Source organism: Rhodopila sp., from assembly GCF_035548235.1.
Lineage (GTDB): Bacteria > Pseudomonadota > Alphaproteobacteria > Acetobacterales > Acetobacteraceae > Rhodopila.
Window position 1 is genome coordinate 21,824 of the sequence record NZ_DASZTJ010000044.1, and the last position, 16,758, is coordinate 38,581.

Consider the following 16,758-nt stretch of genomic DNA (forward strand, 5'->3'; position numbering starts at 1 on the left):
TCTCTAGCCCGCACCGCAACGACCTGCCCCGGGGCCGCTACGGCGGTCGTCGAGGACCGGTCATCAGCGATGCCAGCGCCTGGGACAATTCGTCGGCGGCGTATGGCTTGCGCAACAGGTTAAAGCCGCGCGGTCCCTGCCGCGCCAGGACGTCACTATATCCGCTGACCAGAAGGACCGGCAAATTCGGGTAGAGGCGCCGTACCTCGTTGCCCAGCTCAATGCCGCTCATGCCTGGCAGCATGGCGTCCGTTACGACAGCATCGAAAGAACCGGCCTTGTTTGTGAGTATCGAAAGCGCTTCCTCGGCATTCGCCGTCAATAAGGGGAAATGCCCCAGCTCGATCAGGACGTCGCATGCGTGCTCACCGACCGCGCGGTCGTCTTCGACCAGCAAGACGCGCATGGTGCCGGGCATAAGCGAAGATACGACTGGCGACGCGGCCCGTCTGTCAGCGGCTGAAGTCCCGACCTGCGGCAAGTAAAGCGTGAATGTCGTTCCCTCACCGATCCGGCTTTCCACCGTGATGTCGCCACCCGATTGCCTGGTGAAGCCGAATACCTGCGACAGACCAAGGCCCGTGCCTTTCCCCGGCGGTTTCGTCGTGAAGAATGGTTCGAAGATGCTGTCGATCTTGTCCTCGGGGATTCCCGTCCCGGTATCCGCGATCGACACTGTTACAAACCTGCCCATGGCGGCCGGCATCGCTCCATGAGGCTGGATTTCGGACGCCGTGCCCACGGTGATCGTCAGATGCCCTTGCCGGTTCATCGCGTCGCGAGCATTCACCGCAATATTGACGATTGCGGTATCGAACTGATTGGAATCCGCGTGCACGCAGCAGCCGGCTTCCGCCTCGACGATCTCCAGCTTGATGCTCGGCCCGACCAGCGTCACGATCATCTCTCGCAGGGCGCGGATGTTTGCGCCCACGTCGAACGTCACGGGAATCAATGAAGAGCGCCTGCCAAACGCCAGGAGCTGGCTTGTCAGCTTGACCGCACGCTCCGTGGTCTCGGCGATCGCATCGATATAGCGCTTCCGCCGCTGCTCATCGACGTTCGGGCGGCGAAGTAGTTCCACGGACCCGCCGATGACCGTCAGGAAATTGTTGAAATCATGCGCCACGCTGCCGGTGAGTTGACCGACCGCCTCAAGCTTCTGGGCCTGGTGCAGCGCCTCCTCGGTTTTCCGCAGGGCGGCCTCCGCCTGCTTGGACGCGGTGATATGACCGCCGGTCGCATAGATTTCGGCATGAGTGGGTGCCGATACCCAAGCGATCCAGCGGCATGATCCATCCCTGTGCCGGTGACGGACCTCGACGGTCTGCAGAGGTCTTTCCGACGCAGCAACAAGCACGTCGTCTGCCAGTGCCGAGTCGACCGGCATCACGAAATCGCGGATGTGATGGCCGATGAAATCCTCTGCCTCGTAGCCCAGTATCTCTTTCAAGGCGGGATTTACGCGTCGGATGATGCCATCGAAGCCAATCACGACCAGTAGGTCCGGCGACGTGATCCAAAGCCGGTTCAGTTCCGCCGTTCGCTCACTGACGCTGGTTTCGAGCGCCTGGTTCAGCGTCTGCAAGTTGCGCTCGATCGCCTTCCGGTCCGTTTGGTCGAGCATGGCCCCCACGGCACGGATAGCGAGTCCCTGCCTGTCCCTGCTCAAGGTTCCCCGATCGCGGACCTCGACGAAGCGCCCGTCGGCACGGACAAAGCGATATTCCAGTACGTAGTCGCAGCGCGATCCCGCTATCACCCGCCGCAGGGTGGACTCGACGCGCGCACGATCATCTGGATGGATGCGATCGAACCACCATCGCGGGCTGGGATCGACCTGTTCGGTATCGTATCCATAGCATCGTTCCAACGCCTCGTTCCACGACATACGATCGCGGCGGAGGTCCCAATCCCAGATCGCGTCATTGGTTGCCTGGATGGCGAGCCGCAGACGTTCCTCGACCTCTTGCTGTGCCGTCACCTCGCGGGATACGCACAGGATTGCCGTCGTCTCATCGGCATCCCCCCTCAACGGGGTCAATATGTTGTCCCAATACTGCGGCGACGCTCCCTCGAGCTGACTGCACCCGGGGAAACGGGCACTGCTTCCTCGCTTCGCCCGTGCCAGTGCCTCTCGGCCGGGCGCCCGCACGTCTTCGGGCAGCAATTCGAGCCAGTCCATTCCGAATGCCGAATCCTCCGCCACGCCAAGCGCACGGCAGCCCGCACGGTTCATATGCGACAGTACGCCATCCGGGGTGATGACCTTGATGCAATCGACGCTGGCGCCCAGCATGTCGGACCGGGTCTTCAGGTTCTGCGCGAGGCCGAGTTCGCGAAGCTTGCGGTCATGAATGTCGGTGAAGAAGCAGATCCAACCGCTGGTAATGTTGGCCCTGTCCGGAAACGGCTGCGCGCGCAGCAGGAACCAGCGATAGTCGCCGGCCGCGTAACGGATGCGGCAGTCGACGTCGAAAGGCTGGAGGGTCGATGCCCAGCGATCCATCACATCCTGCGCATCGGCGGGATGAAGCCAGGATCGCAACGTGTCCTGAAGCGTGCCGGTGTCCAGAAGTTGGTCCCGCCACGCCCTGTTCCGGTACACCATCGAGCCGTCAACGGCCGCAACGCAAATGATCTGGGAGAGGGTGTCGAACGTGCGCGCGAGTTCTTCAGATAGGCTCGGCGATGGTGGCAATGGCTTGGATCCGCTTCTAACCAACCATCTGCTCCGGGGTCGTTCGCGTCGCAGCGTCCCGCGCCGGACGGTGCCGCTCGTCACGCGACATGGCGACCGCGGCGAATGCGTCCTCGGTTACGATAGGCGACAGAACATCGTTCAGGCTCGCCATGGGGCATCAACATTGGTTGACGCGCCTACCGCTGTCAATTTGAACGAACATGGGTTCGGGGCGGCGGAACCCTGGCCCGATACGCAGCGGCAAAGGTAGGGGGAACTGGCGGACCCGGCGCGACTCGAACGCACGACCTTCGCCTTCGGAGGGCGACGCTCTATCCAACTGAGCTACGGGTCCAGACGCTCGGCACCGAGCGCACCGCCCCTATACCCGGCTTCCCCGCAAAGCTCAATCACGCAGTTTCAGGGCCAGCGCCGGGTGCGGTTCGCCTCCTGTTCGGGCGTCAGCGTCTCGGGACCGGCCGCCACCCCCTGATACCGCCCGTCCAGCGCTTGCGTTCGCCGCCAGCAATCCACCGTCCCCAGGCTGCGGGTGCAGAATTCCGGCGCCTGCGGTGGCGGCTCGACCGGCCGGCAATACGACTTGCCCTGGTCCAGCCGGACGACGCTGCAATCGCGGCCGGTGATCAGCGAATACACCGCGTCGGGCGGCGACCGCCCGATCGTCGTCACGCTCCCGATCGTGAAGGCGGAGCCGATGAAGGCGCCCAGGTTATCGGATACCCCGCACCCGCCCAGGCCGAGGATCGCCAGTATCAGCAGCCATCGCATCCCTCTATCCTGAACCTCAAAGGTAAATGAACCCTTGCCGAACCGGCGGTTTGCCGCCAAACCCCATCGGCCGGTCAGGAAGCGACGAAGAGACACCGCGTGGTTGATATTTTCGACGAGGTCCGGGAGGACCTCCGCGCAGAGCGTGCCCAACGGCTCGCGAGTAAATATGGCTGGATCGCCGTGCTCGCGGTCGTCCTGGTGGCGGCCGGTGCGGGGGGCTGGGAATACAACCGGCACCGGCAAGCGGAGCAGGACCAGGCTGCCGCGTCCCGCTACATCAGCATCATGAACGCCATCAACCAGGCTCCCGCCCTGTCCAAGGACGCCCGGACCGCGCAGATCGGCCCGCTGAAGGAACTCGCCGCCAACGCGCCCGAGGGCTACAAGACCCTTGCCCGCCTGCGCGCCGCGGGCCTGATGGCGGACTCGGGTGACGTGCAGGGCGCGGCGGCGATGTACTACGACATCGCGACCGATACCCATGCCGATCAGTTGCTGCGCGACCTGGCGCTGCTGCTGATGTCCGGCTGGCAGCTCGATACCGGTGATCCGAACGTCCTCGCTCCTCGGCTCCAGCCCCTGGCGCAGCCGGGGAATCCGTGGGCGCCCCTGGCGCAGGAGCAACTGGCGATGCTCGATCTCCGCCAGGGCAAGATCGACGATGCCCGCACGAAATTGAAGGGGCTGGCCGCCGACGTGCTGGCCCCCGCGGGCGTGCGCGCCCGCGCCAACGCCCTGTTGCAGGGCCTGGGTTAAGCTGAAATGACCGACCGACGCTCCGTTGCCTTGTCCCGTCGCGCCGCGCTGCTCGCGCCGTTGGCGTTGACCGGCTGTTCGCTGTTCGACGACTGGTTCGGCGCCAAGAAAGTGCCGCTGCCCGGTAAGCGCGAGTCGATCTTCTCGGGCCAGCAGGGGCTTGCGCTGGGCGCCAACCCGCCGAAAATCGTGCTGCCCCCGCCGGTGCGCAATGCGGCTTGGCCCCAGGCCGCCGGCAACCCGGCCCACCTGATGGGCCACCTCGCCGCGCGTGCGGACCTGCAGGAAGCCTGGAGCCGCGATATCGGCGCGGGCGGCGGGTATCGGGCGATCCTGATGGCGCAGCCGGTGGTGCTGAACAACACGGTCTTCACCATGGACTCCGCGGCTGTCGTCACGGCCTTCTCCTTGCCCGACGGCAAGCGGCTGTGGCGCTTCGACACCAAGCCCGAAGACGCGGACAGCACCAACGTCGGCGGCGGCCTCGGCGCCGACGGCACCACGCTGTACGCGGTGAACGGCCTGTCGCAGCTGGTGGCGTTGGACATCGCGACCGGTTCGGTGAAATGGCGGGTCGGCATCGGCACGCCGGGCCGTTCCGCGCCGACCATTGCCGACGGCCGGGTCTTCCTGACGACGATCGAGGACCGACTGCTCGCCTTCAATGCCGCGGACGGCCACCAACTTTGGACACACCAGGCCGACAACCCGGTGACCGCGATGCTGGGCCAGGCGCCGCCGGCCTATTACCAGGGGCTCGTCATCGTCGGCTTCGGGTCGGGGGAACTGGCCTGCCTGCGCGCCGAATCCGGCAGCGTGGTGTGGACCGACGGGCTGGGCCAGGCCAGCGTGAACGGCGGCACGGACGATTTCCTGTCGATTCGCGGCGCGCCGGCCATCGTCAACGGCCAGGTCTTTGCCATCAGCATGGGCGGCCTGCTCGTCTGCGACGACGTTCCCACCGGCCGCCGCCTGTGGGACCGCCAGGTCGCCGGAGAGGACGCGATCTATGCCGCGGGCGACTGGCTGTTCGTCATCTCTGCGGACCAGCAGCTCGCGGCGCTGCGCCAGTCCGATGGCGTCGTCGCCTGGGTCACCCCCCTGCCCCGCTTCGAAGACCCCGAAAGCCGCAAGGACACCTATACCTGGTACGGGCCGCTGCTGGTCAGCGATCGCCTGATCGTGACCGGCACCAGCCGGCAGACACTGTCCATCAGCCCTTATACCGGGGCGATCCTCGGCCGCCTGGACCTGTCCTCCCAGGCTGCCCCCTTCGCGCCGATCGTCGCCGACGGCACCGTGCTGCTGCTCAGCAACGACGCGCGCCTCATTGCCTTGAGGTAGAGCCCATGTTGCCCGTCGTCGTCATCGCCGGGCGCCCCAATGTCGGCAAGTCGACGTTGTTCAACCGGCTGGCAGGCCGACGCATCGCTTTGGTGGCCGATACCCCGGGCGTGACCCGCGACCGCAAGGAAGCCGAGGCCCTTCTGCGCGGCCGCCGCGTCACCCTGATCGACACCGCTGGGCTGGAGGAAGCCGCGCCGGAGACGCTGGCCGGGCGGATGCGCGCGGTCTCCGCCTCGGCGGTGGCGCTGGCCGACCTGGTCCTGTTCGTGGTCGATGCCCGAGCGGGGGTGACCCCGGCGGATGCGCATTTCGCCCAGTGGCTGCGCCGGCAGGGCAAGCCCGTGCTGCTGGTCGCCAACAAGGCAGAGGGACGGGTCGCCGGTACCGCGCTGCTGGACGCCTATGCGCTGGGCCTGGGCGATCCCGTCGGCGTGTCGGCCGAACACGGGGAGGGCATCTCCGACCTGATGGCGGAGATTGCCGATCGCCTGCCCCCCGAACCGGAATCGGACGATGCGGCCGAAGCCGACCCCGACGATCCGGGCAGGCCGCTGAAACTGGCCATTGTCGGCCGGCCCAATGCCGGGAAGTCCACCCTGATCAACCGGCTGATCGGTGAGGATCGGATGCTGACCGGTCCCGAACCCGGCCTGACCCGCGACGCCATCGCCGTCATCCTGGCCGACCGCGACGGCCGTCCGATCGAACTTGTCGACACCGCCGGCCTGCGCCGTCGCGCCCGGATCGAAGCGGCGTTGGAGAAGATGTCCACCAGCGCGACGATCGAGGCGCTGAAGATGGCCGAGGTCGTCGTCCTGGTCATCGACGCCGTCGACGGCATCCACGACCAGGACCTCCAGATCGCTCGGCTCATCGAGCGCGAGGGTCGCGCCTGCGTCGTCGTGCTCAACAAATGGGACGCGGTGGCGGATCGCAACGCGACGCGCAAGGCGATCATGGAACGGCTGGAGGACAGCCTGGCGCAGATGAAGGGCATCCCGGTCGTTACGCTGTCGGCGATGACCGGCGCCGGGACGGACCGGCTGCTGCCGGTGGTGCGGCAGGCGCACGAGGTCTGGAACCGGCGCGTGCCGACGGGCGAACTGAACCGCTGGTTCGAATACGCCCTGAGCGGCCACCAGCCGCCGCTGGTCCAGGGGCGGCGGCTGAAGCTGCGCTATATCACGCAGGCCAAGGCGCGGCCGCCGACCTTCGTGGTGTTCGGCACGCGGGCGGAACAGGTGCCCGAGGACTATCAGCGCTACTTGGTGAACGGGCTGCGGGAGACGTTCAAGCTGCCCGGCACGCCGATCCGGCTGCAGTTGCGCGGCACGAAGAATCCATTCGCCGAAGATCCGTAAGGCTTGCCAGCCTCTTTACTGGGTTGTATCGATTCTTTCCGGATAAACCGTCGAACCGTTTTCGTACTCGATGAAGAAACGAGATACAGGATCGCGTCGCCGATCCCGCGGGGACAGCCATGGCCTTGTTCGGTAAGCAGCTCACTCTCTACTCGGGTCCGCCTGCCCGGCCGGCGCGCGTCGCGCAATTCCAGTTGGACACCGCTGGCAGCGCGGGAACGGCGGCGGCGAAAGGCGACCAGGCGGACGGAAAATACAATTTCAACAGTGTCCTGCTGCTCATTCCGGGGGAAGTCGTCGCGCCCTATATCACCGGATCCGGCCTGCCCATCGATACCATCGGGGGCTATTCCTGGAAGGCGGTCGTCTTCTACGTCTGCCTGCTGACCTGCATCCTGCTGCGCGGACAAGCCAGCAAGCCGGCAGGAGCGTCCGGCTTGCGCGGCGTCAACGTCCGGCTCGTCATTGTCTCCGCGATTGCCTTTTTCCTGTGGGCACACGCGGTCAGCGACAATGGCCCTATCATCGGCCGTTCGGTCTTTGTCGGCCTGCCCGCGACCATGTCGCCGGGCTGCATCTGGGGCTTCTTCGCGGTCATCTTTGGCCTCCTGGCCCCCATGTTCGTTCCCGCTGTCCGGCCGCAACCGTAATGGCGGCACCGCCCGGCATCGCCGACCTCAAGGCCGAGTTGTTGCAGGCCTGGGACACGCGGGGACAGCCGGCGCCGGAGCCCGGCTCCAATGCCGCCTCGTTCCAGGCGGCAATCTCCCGCCGTCCGAAATCCGGGCTGGCGATCGGGCACTCGCTGACCGGCACCGGGCGTCCCCGGCTGGAACTGCGGGTCACCGCCGCCGGCGGCCCCAATCGGATCAAGGCCGAATCCCTTGCCGCCCGCGCTCGCCGCGCCGACGTCGAGACACGGCTGATCGTACAGCCCCCGCCGATCATTCCGCTGCTCAGCGCTTCAGCGACCGCGAACATCAAGATTCCGGGCAAGCGGCGGCCGCTGCACATCGGTGCATCCGTTGCCCATGGCATGAATGACGGCGCCGGCTCGATCGGCGGGTTCGTCAAGCTGCCGGACGGGACCGTCTCGATCCTGTCGTGCAGCCACGTCCTTGCCCGGCGGCCAGGCGGCAAGGTGAAGCCGGGGGACGCGATCCTCCAACCCGGGCCCCCCGATCCGCGTGTCCCCGCCAATGAGGTCGCGTTCCTGACCAGGGCTTTCGCGCCGCTGATCAGCCGGCAGCGCGACAATCTCGATGCGGCTGTGGCCCGTGTCGCCGATGGACAGGCGCATATGGGCAATCGCCTGCCCGATCACGACTGCATACCGCAGCCTCTTCGTGGACAACCCCTGGGCCTGCCGCTGGAGGACGATGAAGGAATCCTGGACCAACGCGTGGTGAAGATCGGCCGGTCCACCGGCTTCACCGCCGGCGCCGTGATCAATTCGCTCGATTTTGACAACCTGGCGGCGCAATTCGGCCCGGACGGCCCCATTTACCTGTTCAATGGCGTCTACGAACTGCTTTGGGACAAAGATGAAGCCCCCTTCACCGCGGGCGGCGATTCCGGCGCCATGATCCTGACCGAAGATGGCCTCCGCCCGGTTGGGCTTCACTTTTGTGCTGTCGGAAACCAGGATGGGTCGCGTGTCAGTTATGTGGTTCCTTGGGCGCGAATTAGGACTATATTAGGCATCGAGTGGCATGCTTAGAGGTTCAGCCGCCAGCGAAAGGCTTTCCATGTCCGAGAGCACCCCGAATCTCCGAGCCGCGAAGGAGGAGCTTCGGACCCACTTGGTGGAACTGTTCGGAGCGGCGTTGCGCGGCATCTCGGGTTACGGTGCGGGCCTTGATCGCCTGACCCGCACACCGTCCCTGAGCGTCCTGACCACGTCGGAGCGCGCGGCGACCCAAGCGCGCGCCAAGTTGCCGGCGAAGATCGGCGGCGTGCCGGTCAAGATCGAACAGCGTAATCCGGTCACGCTTGAGTAGCTGGCCTGGCACGTCGGGCTTGGTCGAGGACCTCCGGCAACGGGTCCGACCCCTGCGGATTGGCCTCTCCGTCGGACACCCCAGCGGCGCGACCGGCACACTGGCTGGTTTCGTTGTATTGCCCGATGGCCGGCGTGGCATCCTGTCGACCAGCGCCGTACTGGCGCCGAGCGGCGCCGGCCGAGGCGACCTGATCCACCAGCCCGGGCAACGCGATCAGAGCGTGCTGACCGGCCTCAGTCGGATTGCCGAACTCACGCTGTTTCCAAGTTCTCGGAAAGGCAACCCGTCCGGTTGCGATTATGCCGTCGCCGTTCTGATCGATCCGGATGACATAAGCGGCAACGTCGTGCCGGACGGCTGTCCAGGCGCCGGAATGTATCTGAAACCATCCCCCGAGGCGGTGCGACCGGGCGACGATGTCGCGTTCCTTGGCGCCGCCAGCGGCTATCGCGAAGCCGTCGTCACCGCCGTGGACATGCGCAACCTGAGGGTCGATGCGGGCAACAGAACGACGGCCATATTCGATGGCGTCATCGAGATCTCGGCCGGCAGCGAACCATGCAGCCGGCCCGGCGACAGCGGCGCGATGGTGTGGCGGCGGTCCGACGGATCGGCGATCGGGATGGTCTTCGCCGCCGCCGTATCCACGGACGGCGTCCATGCTACCTATGTCATACCGCTTGAGACCAGCCTGGCAGCAGCCGGCGTAACCTGGCTGACGCCCTGAGCGTCTTCTCTGGCCGCGATCTTGCACGGTATCGTGCGGCGTCGCAGACCATGGGGGCGGGAATGAACGGACTTGGCGGCCTCAACAAATCGCCGAACGGCGTGGTGATCGGACTGGTGCAGCTGCAACTGCCCGTGATCGAAACACGGGCGGATATCGCCACCCAGACCCGCAAGATCGTCGCCATGGTCGGCAAGGCGAAGCGCGGCATGCCGACCATGGATCTGGTCGTATTTCCCGAATACGCGCTGCATGGCTTGTCGATGGACACGCGAGAGGACATCCTCTGCGACCTTGACGGACCGGAAGTCGCCGCCTTCAAGACCGCCTGTATCGAAAACAAGATTTGGGGATGCTTCTCCATCATGGAGCGGAACCCCGGCGGCATGCCGTACAATTCCGGGATCATCATCGATGATCGAGGTGGACTGGCGCTCTACTATCGCAAGCTCCATCCTTGGGTGCCGGTCGAACCGTGGGAGCCCGGGAATCTCGGCATCCCGGTGATCACCGGTCCGAACGGGGCCAGGATCGCCCTGATCATCTGCCATGACGGCATGTTCCCGGAAATGGCGCGGGAAGCTGCGTACAAAGGCGCGGAAATCATGTTGCGCACCGCGGGCTATACGCCCCCGGTGCGGGAAGCATGGCGCTTCACCAACCAGTCCAACGCGTTCTGCAACCTCATGGCCACGGCCAGCGTCTGCATGTGCGGATCCGACGGTACGTTCGATTCCATGGGCGAGGCGATGGTCTGCAACTTTGACGGAACGATCATCGCCCACGGCCAGTCCGGCCGAGCGGACGAAATCATTACGGCCGAAGTCCGACCTGACCTGATTCGCGAGGCGCGAGCCAACTGGGGCGTGGAGAACAACATCTACCAGTTCGGACATCGCGGATACGCCGCCGTGAAAGGCGGCGCGCGGGATTGTCCTTACACCTACATGCACGACCTGGCGGCCGGAACCTATCGCCTGCCCTGGGAGGATACGGTGAAGGTCACGGACGGGACCGGCTGCGGCATTCCCGCGCCCACCAGGGCCTATCAGGCGCCGATGCCCAAGGCGGCGGAATGATCTCGACCGGCCCCTGGCCGTTCGTTGCGCAACCCGCCGCTACGCCTCCGCGCCGGCCCGCAGCGCCGGCAGCGCCGTGAATCCTGCCGCCCTCTCGATTTCCGCCGAAACGGCAATGACCGTTTCCTCGTCGAACGGCTTGCCGATCACCTGCAGCCCCAGCGGCAACCCGTTCGTGTCCAGCCCGGCGGGCACCGAGGACGCGGGCACGCCGGACAGGTTCGACGGCACGGTGAACACGTCGTTCAGGTACATGGTGATCGGATCGTCCATGTTGTCCCCCTGAGCGAACGCGGCGGAGGGCGCCGTCGGGGTCAGCAACGCATCCACCTTCCCAAACGCGTCCGTGAAGTCCTTCAAGATCAGCGCTCGGATTTTCTGCGCCCGCAGATAGTATGCATCGTAATAACCGGCCGAAAGGACATAGGTGCCGATCAGCACGCGGCGCCGCACCTCCTTGCCGAAGCCATCGGCGCGGGTGCGTTCGTACAGATCGCGCAGGTCGTGCCCGTCCGTTCTCATGCCGAACCGAACGCCGTCGTAGCGCGCAAGGTTCGACGACGCCTCGGCCGGCGCGATGATGTAGTAGGTCGCCAGTCCATACCGCGTGTGCGGCAGGGAGACGTCGACGATCTCCGCCCCCCCGGCGCGCAGCCAGTCGAGGCCTTGTTGCCAGAGCGCCTCGATTTCCGACGGCATGCCGTCGACGCGGTATTCCTTCGGCACGCCGATGCGCAGGCCCTTCACGCCGCGCGCGCACGCCGCCTCGAAATCCGGCACCGGCACGTTAGCGCTGGTCGAGTCCTTGGGATCGTAGCCCGCCATGGAGCCCAGCAGGATCGCGCTGTCGCGGACGGTGCGGGCGAACGGGCCAGGGTGGTCCAGGGACGACGCAAACGCCACCACGCCCCAGCGGGAGCAGCGGCCATAGGTCGGCTTGATCCCTACCAGTCCGCAAAACGATGCCGGCTGCCGGATCGATCCGCCGGTGTCTGTTCCGGTCGCCCCCATCGCCAGCCGCGCCGCGACGGCCGAGGCGGACCCGCCGGAGGAACCGCCGGGAACCAGGACCGCGGTGCTGTCCTGCCGCCGCTTCCAGGGGTTCTCGACCGGTCCATAGGCCGAGGTCATGTTCGATGACCCCATGGCGAACTCGTCCATGTTCGCCTTGCCCAGGAAGATCGCGCCATCGCGCAGCAGGTTGGCGGTCACGGTGCTTTCGTACGGCGGCACGAACGGGCCCAGGATGGCGCTGCCCGCGGTGGTGCGCACGCCCTCGGTGCAGAACAGGTCCTTGATCGCCAGCGGGATGCCGGTCAGCTTCCGCGCATCGCCCGCCGCCAGCACCTTGTCGGCGGCCCGAGCCTGGTCGACCGCGCGGGCGTGGTTGACGGTGACGAAGGCGTTGAGGCGGGGATTCAGCGCCTCGATCGCCTGCAGATGCGCAAGCGTCAGCGCCTCGGCCGAGAATGTCTTCGCGCGCAGGCCGTCTCGGGCCTCGGCGATGGTCAGGTCTGTCAGGCTCATTCGACGACCTTCGGCACCGCGTAGAAATTGCCCGCCCGGTCCGGCGCGTTCGCCAGCACCTTGTCGGGATAACCCCCGTCGGTCACCACGTCGTCACGCATCGCCGCCGCCATGTGGCTGGCGCCGGCCAGGGGTTCGATGCCGGAGACGTCGACTTCGTTCAACTGCTCGATCCAGCCCAGGATGCCGTTCAGTTCGGCTTGCAGGCCTTCGACCTCGTGGTCTTCCACGCGGATACGAGCCAACGCGGCAATGCGGCGGATGGTCGCGCCATCGAGCGACATGGGTTGGGACAGCCTTTCGTTGATATGCGGCCCGGTTCGGATCAGCGGACCGTGAGGGGGCCGGATATAGCCGCTGCTACCGCGCGCTTCAACCGGGCGGCGCGCCCTCAGTCCCGCGCCGGCCGGCCCGCCAGGTTGCGGAACTCCGCCTCCAGCATCTCCTGCCCACACTCCGGCAGCCAGAACGCGTCAGCCTCCAGCGCCTTGACGAGTTGGGCGCGGTAGTCGTCACGGGGGATTTCCTCGGCGCCGAACTGCTGCAGGTGGTCGGTGACGAACTGCGTGTCCAGCAGGGTGAAGCCGCCGAGACGCAGGCGGGCAACCAGGTGGACCAGCGCGACCTTCGATGCGTCGCGGGCAAAGCTGAACATGCTCTCGCCGAAGAACACGCCGCCCATCGCCACGCCATAAAGGCCGCCGACCAGTTGGTCGCCGTGCCAGGTCTCGACGGAATGGGCGTAGCCCATGCGGTGCAGTTCGGTAAACAGCCGCTCGATCTGCGGGTTGATCCAGGTGTCGGTGCGGCCGGGCAGCGGCGTGGCGCAGCCGGCGATGGTGCCGGCGAAGTTGGTGTCGACGCGGACCTGGTAGAGCGGCGACAGCACCGTGCGCAGCAGGCGACGCGACAGATGGAACCTGTCCAGCGGCAGGACGCCGCGCTTGATCGGGTCGAGCCAGAACAGCTTGTCGGTCATCCGGCCCTCCGCCATCGGGAACAGCCCGTGGCGGTAGGCGCGCAAGACCAGTTCCGCGGTCACTTCCACCGAACGACGCGACATGGTCCTATGATGCGGGTTGGGCCGGGGGAAGGGAAGGCGCAATGCGATGCTGACGATCAAGCAATTGGATCATGTGGTCCTGCGCGTGACCGACCTGGCGGCGATGCTGCGCTTCTATACCGAGGTGATTGGCTGCCCGGTGGAAAAAATCCAGGAAAACCTGGGTTTATACCAGCTTCGCGCCGGCGGGTCGCTGATCGACCTGGTGCCGGTCGACGGGCCACTGGGACAGAAGGGCGGCGCGGCGCCGGGGCCGGAGGGGCGGAACATGGACCATTTCTGCCTGCAGGTGGAACCGTTCGACGCCGACTCGATCATCGCGCATCTGCGCACGTTCGGCTTCGACCCGGCGCCCGTGGCGTCCCGGTACGGGGCGGAAGGCCAGGGACCGTCGATCTACGTCTCCGACCCCGAGGGCAACGTGCTCGAACTGAAGGGACCGCCAGGACCGGTTCCGTGACGAGCGGATCGCCTAGCCCGTTTCGTCATGGTCCGGGCTCGACCGGACCATCCCGTGCCTCGAGGGAAGAAATGGCCCGGTCGAGCCGGACCAACGACGGTCGGGACCGCCTTCCGACGGATCTCAGTTGCTGGCGGGGGTACCCGCGGCCGCCGTGCCGGTCGACGATGCCGCATCGGACGGGATGACGCCGGACGGGATGACGCCAGACGGGATGACGCCAGACGGGATCGGGTTGAACGGGGTGTTCGCGGACGAGGCTCCGCTGGACAGCGCCTTGCCCACAGCGGTCGCGTCGGCCGGGGCGGTCGCGGTTGGATTGGCTGCCTGGCCGGCGGCGGATTGCTCCTGCGCGGTGATCGCGGTGCTGGCCGCCAACGCGGCCGCGCCATCGGCCTTGTCGGGTTGTGCGCCGCCCGGTCCCCCGGACGGGGTGGCTGCCTTGGCCGGGGGCGGCTTCGGCGCCTGCTCCAACGCCGTATCGGTGTAATCGGGGACGACCCGAGCCTGGTTGCCTGCGATGACCAGGACTTTCTCGCCGAGGGCGAGGGGGATCTTGTCCTTCTGGGTCACGCTGACGAGGTCGCCGCTGCCCTTCTTCTGAACGATGTATTCATAGGCGTCGGTGTCGGAGGTCGCATGCTCGACCGCCGTCCCCGCCAGCCCGCCGACCAGCGACCCGCCCAACGCGGAAAAGGCGCTGACCACGCCGGCTCCGTTCTGCGCGCCCGCAATCCCGCCGGCCGCGGCGCCGGTGACGGCACCGACGGTGCCCGACGCGCTGATGCGCACCGGGCGAACGCCGATGATGACGCCTTGCTCCGCCTTGTTCGCCTGCTGCACGGCATTCGTGCTGTAGGTGTTGGGCGAGTAGGACGGGCCGCAGGCCGCGAGCGGCGCCAGAAGCAGCGCCGCGACCAGAAGGGAACGGGTCAACGCAGGATCACATTTCGCCATGGCGGGCGTGTGGTAGCGGAAGCAACGGGGTCTTGTCACGGACTACGCTCAGCCGGGCCAATCGAGCGTCAGGAACTCGTCGACTGCGATGTTCCAAAGGGGCGGTTCCGTCGTGGCAAAAACACGGAGGCAACCACCCATCGACGCGATTTTTCAAGCGCTCTAACATCCCTGCCATGACACAGGAAACACCGAAACGGGGCCTCGCCCGCAACACCGCCAATTACGGGGACCGGGACTTCGCGCTGTATCTGCGCCGGTCCTTCGCCAAGTCCATGGGCTATTCCCAGGCCATGCTGGACCGCCCCGTCGTCGGCATCGTCGACACCGGTTCCGCGTACAACAACTGCCACCGCACCGTGCCGGAGCTGATCGAGGCGGTGAAGCGCGGCGTCCTGGGCGCCGGCGGCCTGCCGATGCCCTTCCCCACCGTGTCGCTGTGCGAGCCGTCGCTGTTCCCGACCTCCATGCACTACCGCAACCTCGCCGCGCTGGACACCGAGGCGATGCTGAAGGCGCAGCCGATGGATGCCGCGGTGCTGGTCGGCGGATGCGACAAGACGGTGCCGGCGCAGTTGATGGGCGCGGCGTCCGCCGACGTGCCGGCGGTGCAGCTTGTCACCGGCCCGATGCTGGCCACCCCGTACCAGGGCGAGCGCCTATCCGCCTGCACCGATTGCCGCCGCTACTGGGCCGCTTACCGCGCCGGCCGCGTGTCCGACGAACGCATCCATGAGATCGAGGGTCGGCTGGCCACCACCGCCGGCACCTGCGGCGTGATGGGCACCGCCTCCACCATGGCCTGCCTCGCCGAGGCGCTCGGCATGGTGCCGCTGGGTCACGGCTCGATCCCGGCGGTGCATGCCGACCGGCTGCGCGCCGCCGAGGAAGCCGGCGCCCTGGCGGTGAAGCTGATCCAGAACCCGATCCGGCCGACCGAGATCATCACCGCCAAATCGGTGGAGAACGCGCTGCGCGTGCTGTTGGCGCTGGGCGGATCGACCAACGCGCTGATCCACCTGACGGCGGTGGCCGGGCGGATCGGCGTGAAGATCGACCTGCACCGGCTGAACGCGCTGTCCGACGAAACCCCCGTGCTGGTGGACCTGAAGCCGACCGGCGAAGGCTATATGGAAGATTTCCATGCCGCCGGCGGCATGCCCGCTTTGCTGTGGGAACTGCGGGACCTGCTGCACCTGGACACGATCGACGTGACCGGCGTGTCGCTGGGCGAGCGCCTGAAGGAACCCGCCTTTGTCGATCGGCGGTATGTCCGGGCACGGAGCGAACCGGTGTCGCCGGTGGGCGGGATCGTGGCGCTGTTCGGGTCCCTGGCGCCACGCGGCGCGATCCTGAAGCGCAGCGCCGCGACGGCGTCCCTGTTCGAGAAGGAAGCCCGTGTCGTCGTGTTCGACGGGCTGGAAGACCTGGCGAACCGGATCGACCTGCCTGACCTGGACGTGAACGAGGACGACATCCTGGTGCTGAAGAACGCCGGTTCCCTGACGCCGGCCGGGATGCCGGAGGCGGGATACCTGCCGATCCCGTCGAAGCTCGCGCGCGCCGGCGTGAAAGACATGGTGCGCATGAGCGACTGCCGCATGTCCGGCACCGCCTTCGGCACGATCGTGCTGCACATCACCCCGGAAGCCGCCGCCGGCGGCCCGCTGGGGCTGATCGAAAGCGGCGACCGGGTGCGGCTGTCGGTGAAGGACCGCTCGCTGGACCTGCTGGTCCCGGCAGCGGCGCTGGAAAAGCGGCGCGCCGCCTGGAAACCGCCCGCGAAGGCGAAGCGCGGTTGGGACCGGCTGTTGCAGGAACAGGTATTGCAGGCGGACGAAGGCTGCGACCTGGCGATGATGCGGGCAGAGGGATAGGTGTCGGGAGAAGCATCGAATATCGCGACACGCCGTCCATCCAGCGCTCTGTCATGCTGTCCCGGAACCATCCGCAAGCCATCATGTCCGAGCGGATCGGTGAGCCGGCCATATCCTGTCCGATAT

Annotated in this window: 16 protein-coding genes and 1 tRNA gene; 10 read left to right on the forward strand and 7 right to left on the reverse strand. The window is 66.7% G+C overall.

Annotation, left to right across the window (positions count from 1 at the left end):
* Positions 1 to 37 precede the first annotated feature (37 nt).
* The 3 genes from VHB27_RS03630 to VHB27_RS03640 form a co-directional block, all read right to left on the reverse strand.
* The gene (locus tag VHB27_RS03630; protein ID WP_325597564.1) at positions 38 to 2,701 is read right to left on the reverse strand and encodes a hybrid sensor histidine kinase/response regulator; all 2,664 of its coding nucleotides are present in this window, start codon (positions 2,699 to 2,701) and stop codon (positions 38 to 40) included.
* Between the two features lie 260 nt (positions 2,702 to 2,961).
* Positions 2,962 to 3,038: transfer RNA gene (locus VHB27_RS03635), tRNA-Arg, on the reverse strand.
* Positions 3,039 to 3,103: 65 nt separating this feature from the next.
* The gene (locus VHB27_RS03640) at positions 3,104 to 3,472 is read right to left on the reverse strand and encodes a hypothetical protein (RefSeq protein ID WP_325597565.1); all 369 of its coding nucleotides are present in this window, start codon (positions 3,470 to 3,472) and stop codon (positions 3,104 to 3,106) included.
* 99 nt (positions 3,473 to 3,571) lie between these two features.
* On the opposite strand from VHB27_RS03640, the gene VHB27_RS03645 reads away from it, so the two are divergent.
* The 8 genes from VHB27_RS03645 (at position 3,572) to VHB27_RS03680 (ending at position 10,748) form a co-directional block, all read left to right on the forward strand.
* Positions 3,572 to 4,231 carry a tetratricopeptide repeat protein gene (locus VHB27_RS03645; protein WP_325597566.1) on the forward strand — a complete coding sequence of 220 codons (660 nt, stop codon included), beginning with the start codon at positions 3,572 to 3,574 and terminating at the stop codon, positions 4,229 to 4,231.
* 6 nt (positions 4,232 to 4,237) lie between these two features.
* Positions 4,238 to 5,575, forward strand: a complete 1,338-nt coding sequence (locus tag VHB27_RS03650) for a PQQ-binding-like beta-propeller repeat protein (RefSeq protein ID WP_325597567.1) — start codon at positions 4,238 to 4,240, stop codon at positions 5,573 to 5,575.
* A 5-nt stretch (positions 5,576 to 5,580) separates the two neighbouring features.
* Positions 5,581 to 6,939, forward strand: coding sequence for a ribosome biogenesis GTPase Der (der, locus tag VHB27_RS03655; RefSeq protein ID WP_325597568.1), 1,359 nt, complete (start codon positions 5,581 to 5,583; stop codon positions 6,937 to 6,939).
* Between the two features lie 119 nt (positions 6,940 to 7,058).
* Positions 7,059 to 7,589 (forward strand): hypothetical protein, encoded by a 531-nt coding sequence (locus tag VHB27_RS03660; RefSeq protein WP_325597569.1) that lies wholly within the window; start codon positions 7,059 to 7,061, stop codon positions 7,587 to 7,589.
* Positions 7,589 to 8,659 (forward strand): hypothetical protein, encoded by a 1,071-nt coding sequence (locus tag VHB27_RS03665; RefSeq protein ID WP_325597570.1) that lies wholly within the window; start codon positions 7,589 to 7,591, stop codon positions 8,657 to 8,659. The genes VHB27_RS03660 and VHB27_RS03665 overlap by 1 nt, the downstream gene beginning before the upstream one ends.
* 82 nt (positions 8,660 to 8,741) lie before the next feature.
* Positions 8,742 to 8,939, forward strand: coding sequence for a hypothetical protein (locus VHB27_RS03670; RefSeq protein ID WP_325597571.1), 198 nt, complete (start codon positions 8,742 to 8,744; stop codon positions 8,937 to 8,939).
* Between the two features lie 118 nt (positions 8,940 to 9,057).
* Positions 9,058 to 9,669 carry a hypothetical protein gene (locus VHB27_RS03675; RefSeq protein ID WP_325597572.1) on the forward strand — a complete coding sequence of 204 codons (612 nt, stop codon included), beginning with the start codon at positions 9,058 to 9,060 and terminating at the stop codon, positions 9,667 to 9,669.
* A 62-nt stretch (positions 9,670 to 9,731) separates the two neighbouring features.
* On the forward strand, positions 9,732 to 10,748 hold the full coding sequence (locus tag VHB27_RS03680) for a formamidase (RefSeq protein WP_325597573.1): 1,017 nt from the start codon (positions 9,732 to 9,734) through the stop codon (positions 10,746 to 10,748).
* A gap of 39 nt (positions 10,749 to 10,787) precedes the next feature.
* Here VHB27_RS03680 and gatA read toward each other — a convergent pair whose 3' ends face one another.
* The 3 genes from gatA to aat form a co-directional block, all read right to left on the reverse strand.
* Entirely contained in the window at positions 10,788 to 12,275 is a 1,488-nt protein-coding gene (gene gatA / locus VHB27_RS03685) for an Asp-tRNA(Asn)/Glu-tRNA(Gln) amidotransferase subunit GatA (RefSeq protein WP_325597574.1), read from the reverse strand.
* Complete coding sequence (gatC, locus tag VHB27_RS03690) at positions 12,272 to 12,559, reverse strand: Asp-tRNA(Asn)/Glu-tRNA(Gln) amidotransferase subunit GatC (protein WP_325597575.1); 288 nt, start codon at positions 12,557 to 12,559, stop codon at positions 12,272 to 12,274. The genes gatA and gatC overlap by 4 nt, the downstream gene beginning before the upstream one ends.
* A gap of 107 nt (positions 12,560 to 12,666) precedes the next feature.
* Positions 12,667 to 13,338: a leucyl/phenylalanyl-tRNA--protein transferase gene (gene aat / locus VHB27_RS03695; protein ID WP_325597576.1), complete on the reverse strand. Its 672-nt coding sequence runs from the start codon at positions 13,336 to 13,338 to the stop codon at positions 12,667 to 12,669.
* A 46-nt stretch (positions 13,339 to 13,384) separates the two neighbouring features.
* Between aat and VHB27_RS03700 the strand changes: the two genes are divergently transcribed.
* The gene (locus tag VHB27_RS03700) at positions 13,385 to 13,798 is read left to right on the forward strand and encodes a VOC family protein (RefSeq protein ID WP_325597577.1); all 414 of its coding nucleotides are present in this window, start codon (positions 13,385 to 13,387) and stop codon (positions 13,796 to 13,798) included.
* A gap of 123 nt (positions 13,799 to 13,921) precedes the next feature.
* On the opposite strand, the gene VHB27_RS03705 is transcribed toward VHB27_RS03700, so the two are convergent.
* Complete coding sequence (locus VHB27_RS03705; RefSeq protein ID WP_325597578.1) at positions 13,922 to 14,734, reverse strand: hypothetical protein; 813 nt, start codon at positions 14,732 to 14,734, stop codon at positions 13,922 to 13,924.
* A 197-nt stretch (positions 14,735 to 14,931) separates the two neighbouring features.
* On the opposite strand from VHB27_RS03705, the gene VHB27_RS03710 reads away from it, so the two are divergent.
* The gene (locus VHB27_RS03710) at positions 14,932 to 16,632 is read left to right on the forward strand and encodes a dihydroxy-acid dehydratase (protein WP_325597579.1); all 1,701 of its coding nucleotides are present in this window, start codon (positions 14,932 to 14,934) and stop codon (positions 16,630 to 16,632) included.
* The last annotated feature ends 126 nt before the right edge of the window (positions 16,633 to 16,758 follow it).

What these genes read in the sequence shown, in the direction of transcription:
- VHB27_RS03640 (WP_325597565.1), bottom strand. Translation starts at nt 3,472, where the DNA reads ATGCGATGGCTGCTGATACTGGCGATCCTCGGCCTGGGCGGGTGCGGG.
- VHB27_RS03650 (WP_325597567.1), top strand. Translation starts at nt 4,238, where the DNA reads ATGACCGACCGACGCTCCGTTGCCTTGTCCCGTCGCGCCGCGCTGCTC.
- der (WP_325597568.1), top strand. Translation starts at nt 5,581, where the DNA reads ATGTTGCCCGTCGTCGTCATCGCCGGGCGCCCCAATGTCGGCAAGTCG.
- VHB27_RS03660 (WP_325597569.1), top strand. Translation starts at nt 7,059, where the DNA reads ATGGCCTTGTTCGGTAAGCAGCTCACTCTCTACTCGGGTCCGCCTGCC.
- VHB27_RS03665 (WP_325597570.1), top strand. Translation starts at nt 7,589, where the DNA reads ATGGCGGCACCGCCCGGCATCGCCGACCTCAAGGCCGAGTTGTTGCAG.
- VHB27_RS03680 (WP_325597573.1), top strand. Translation starts at nt 9,732, where the DNA reads ATGAACGGACTTGGCGGCCTCAACAAATCGCCGAACGGCGTGGTGATC.
- gatA (WP_325597574.1), bottom strand. Translation starts at nt 12,275, where the DNA reads ATGAGCCTGACAGACCTGACCATCGCCGAGGCCCGAGACGGCCTGCGC.
- gatC (WP_325597575.1), bottom strand. Translation starts at nt 12,559, where the DNA reads ATGTCGCTCGATGGCGCGACCATCCGCCGCATTGCCGCGTTGGCTCGT.
- aat (WP_325597576.1), bottom strand. Translation starts at nt 13,338, where the DNA reads ATGTCGCGTCGTTCGGTGGAAGTGACCGCGGAACTGGTCTTGCGCGCC.
- VHB27_RS03700 (WP_325597577.1), top strand. Translation starts at nt 13,385, where the DNA reads ATGCTGACGATCAAGCAATTGGATCATGTGGTCCTGCGCGTGACCGAC.
- VHB27_RS03710 (WP_325597579.1), top strand. Translation starts at nt 14,932, where the DNA reads ATGACACAGGAAACACCGAAACGGGGCCTCGCCCGCAACACCGCCAAT.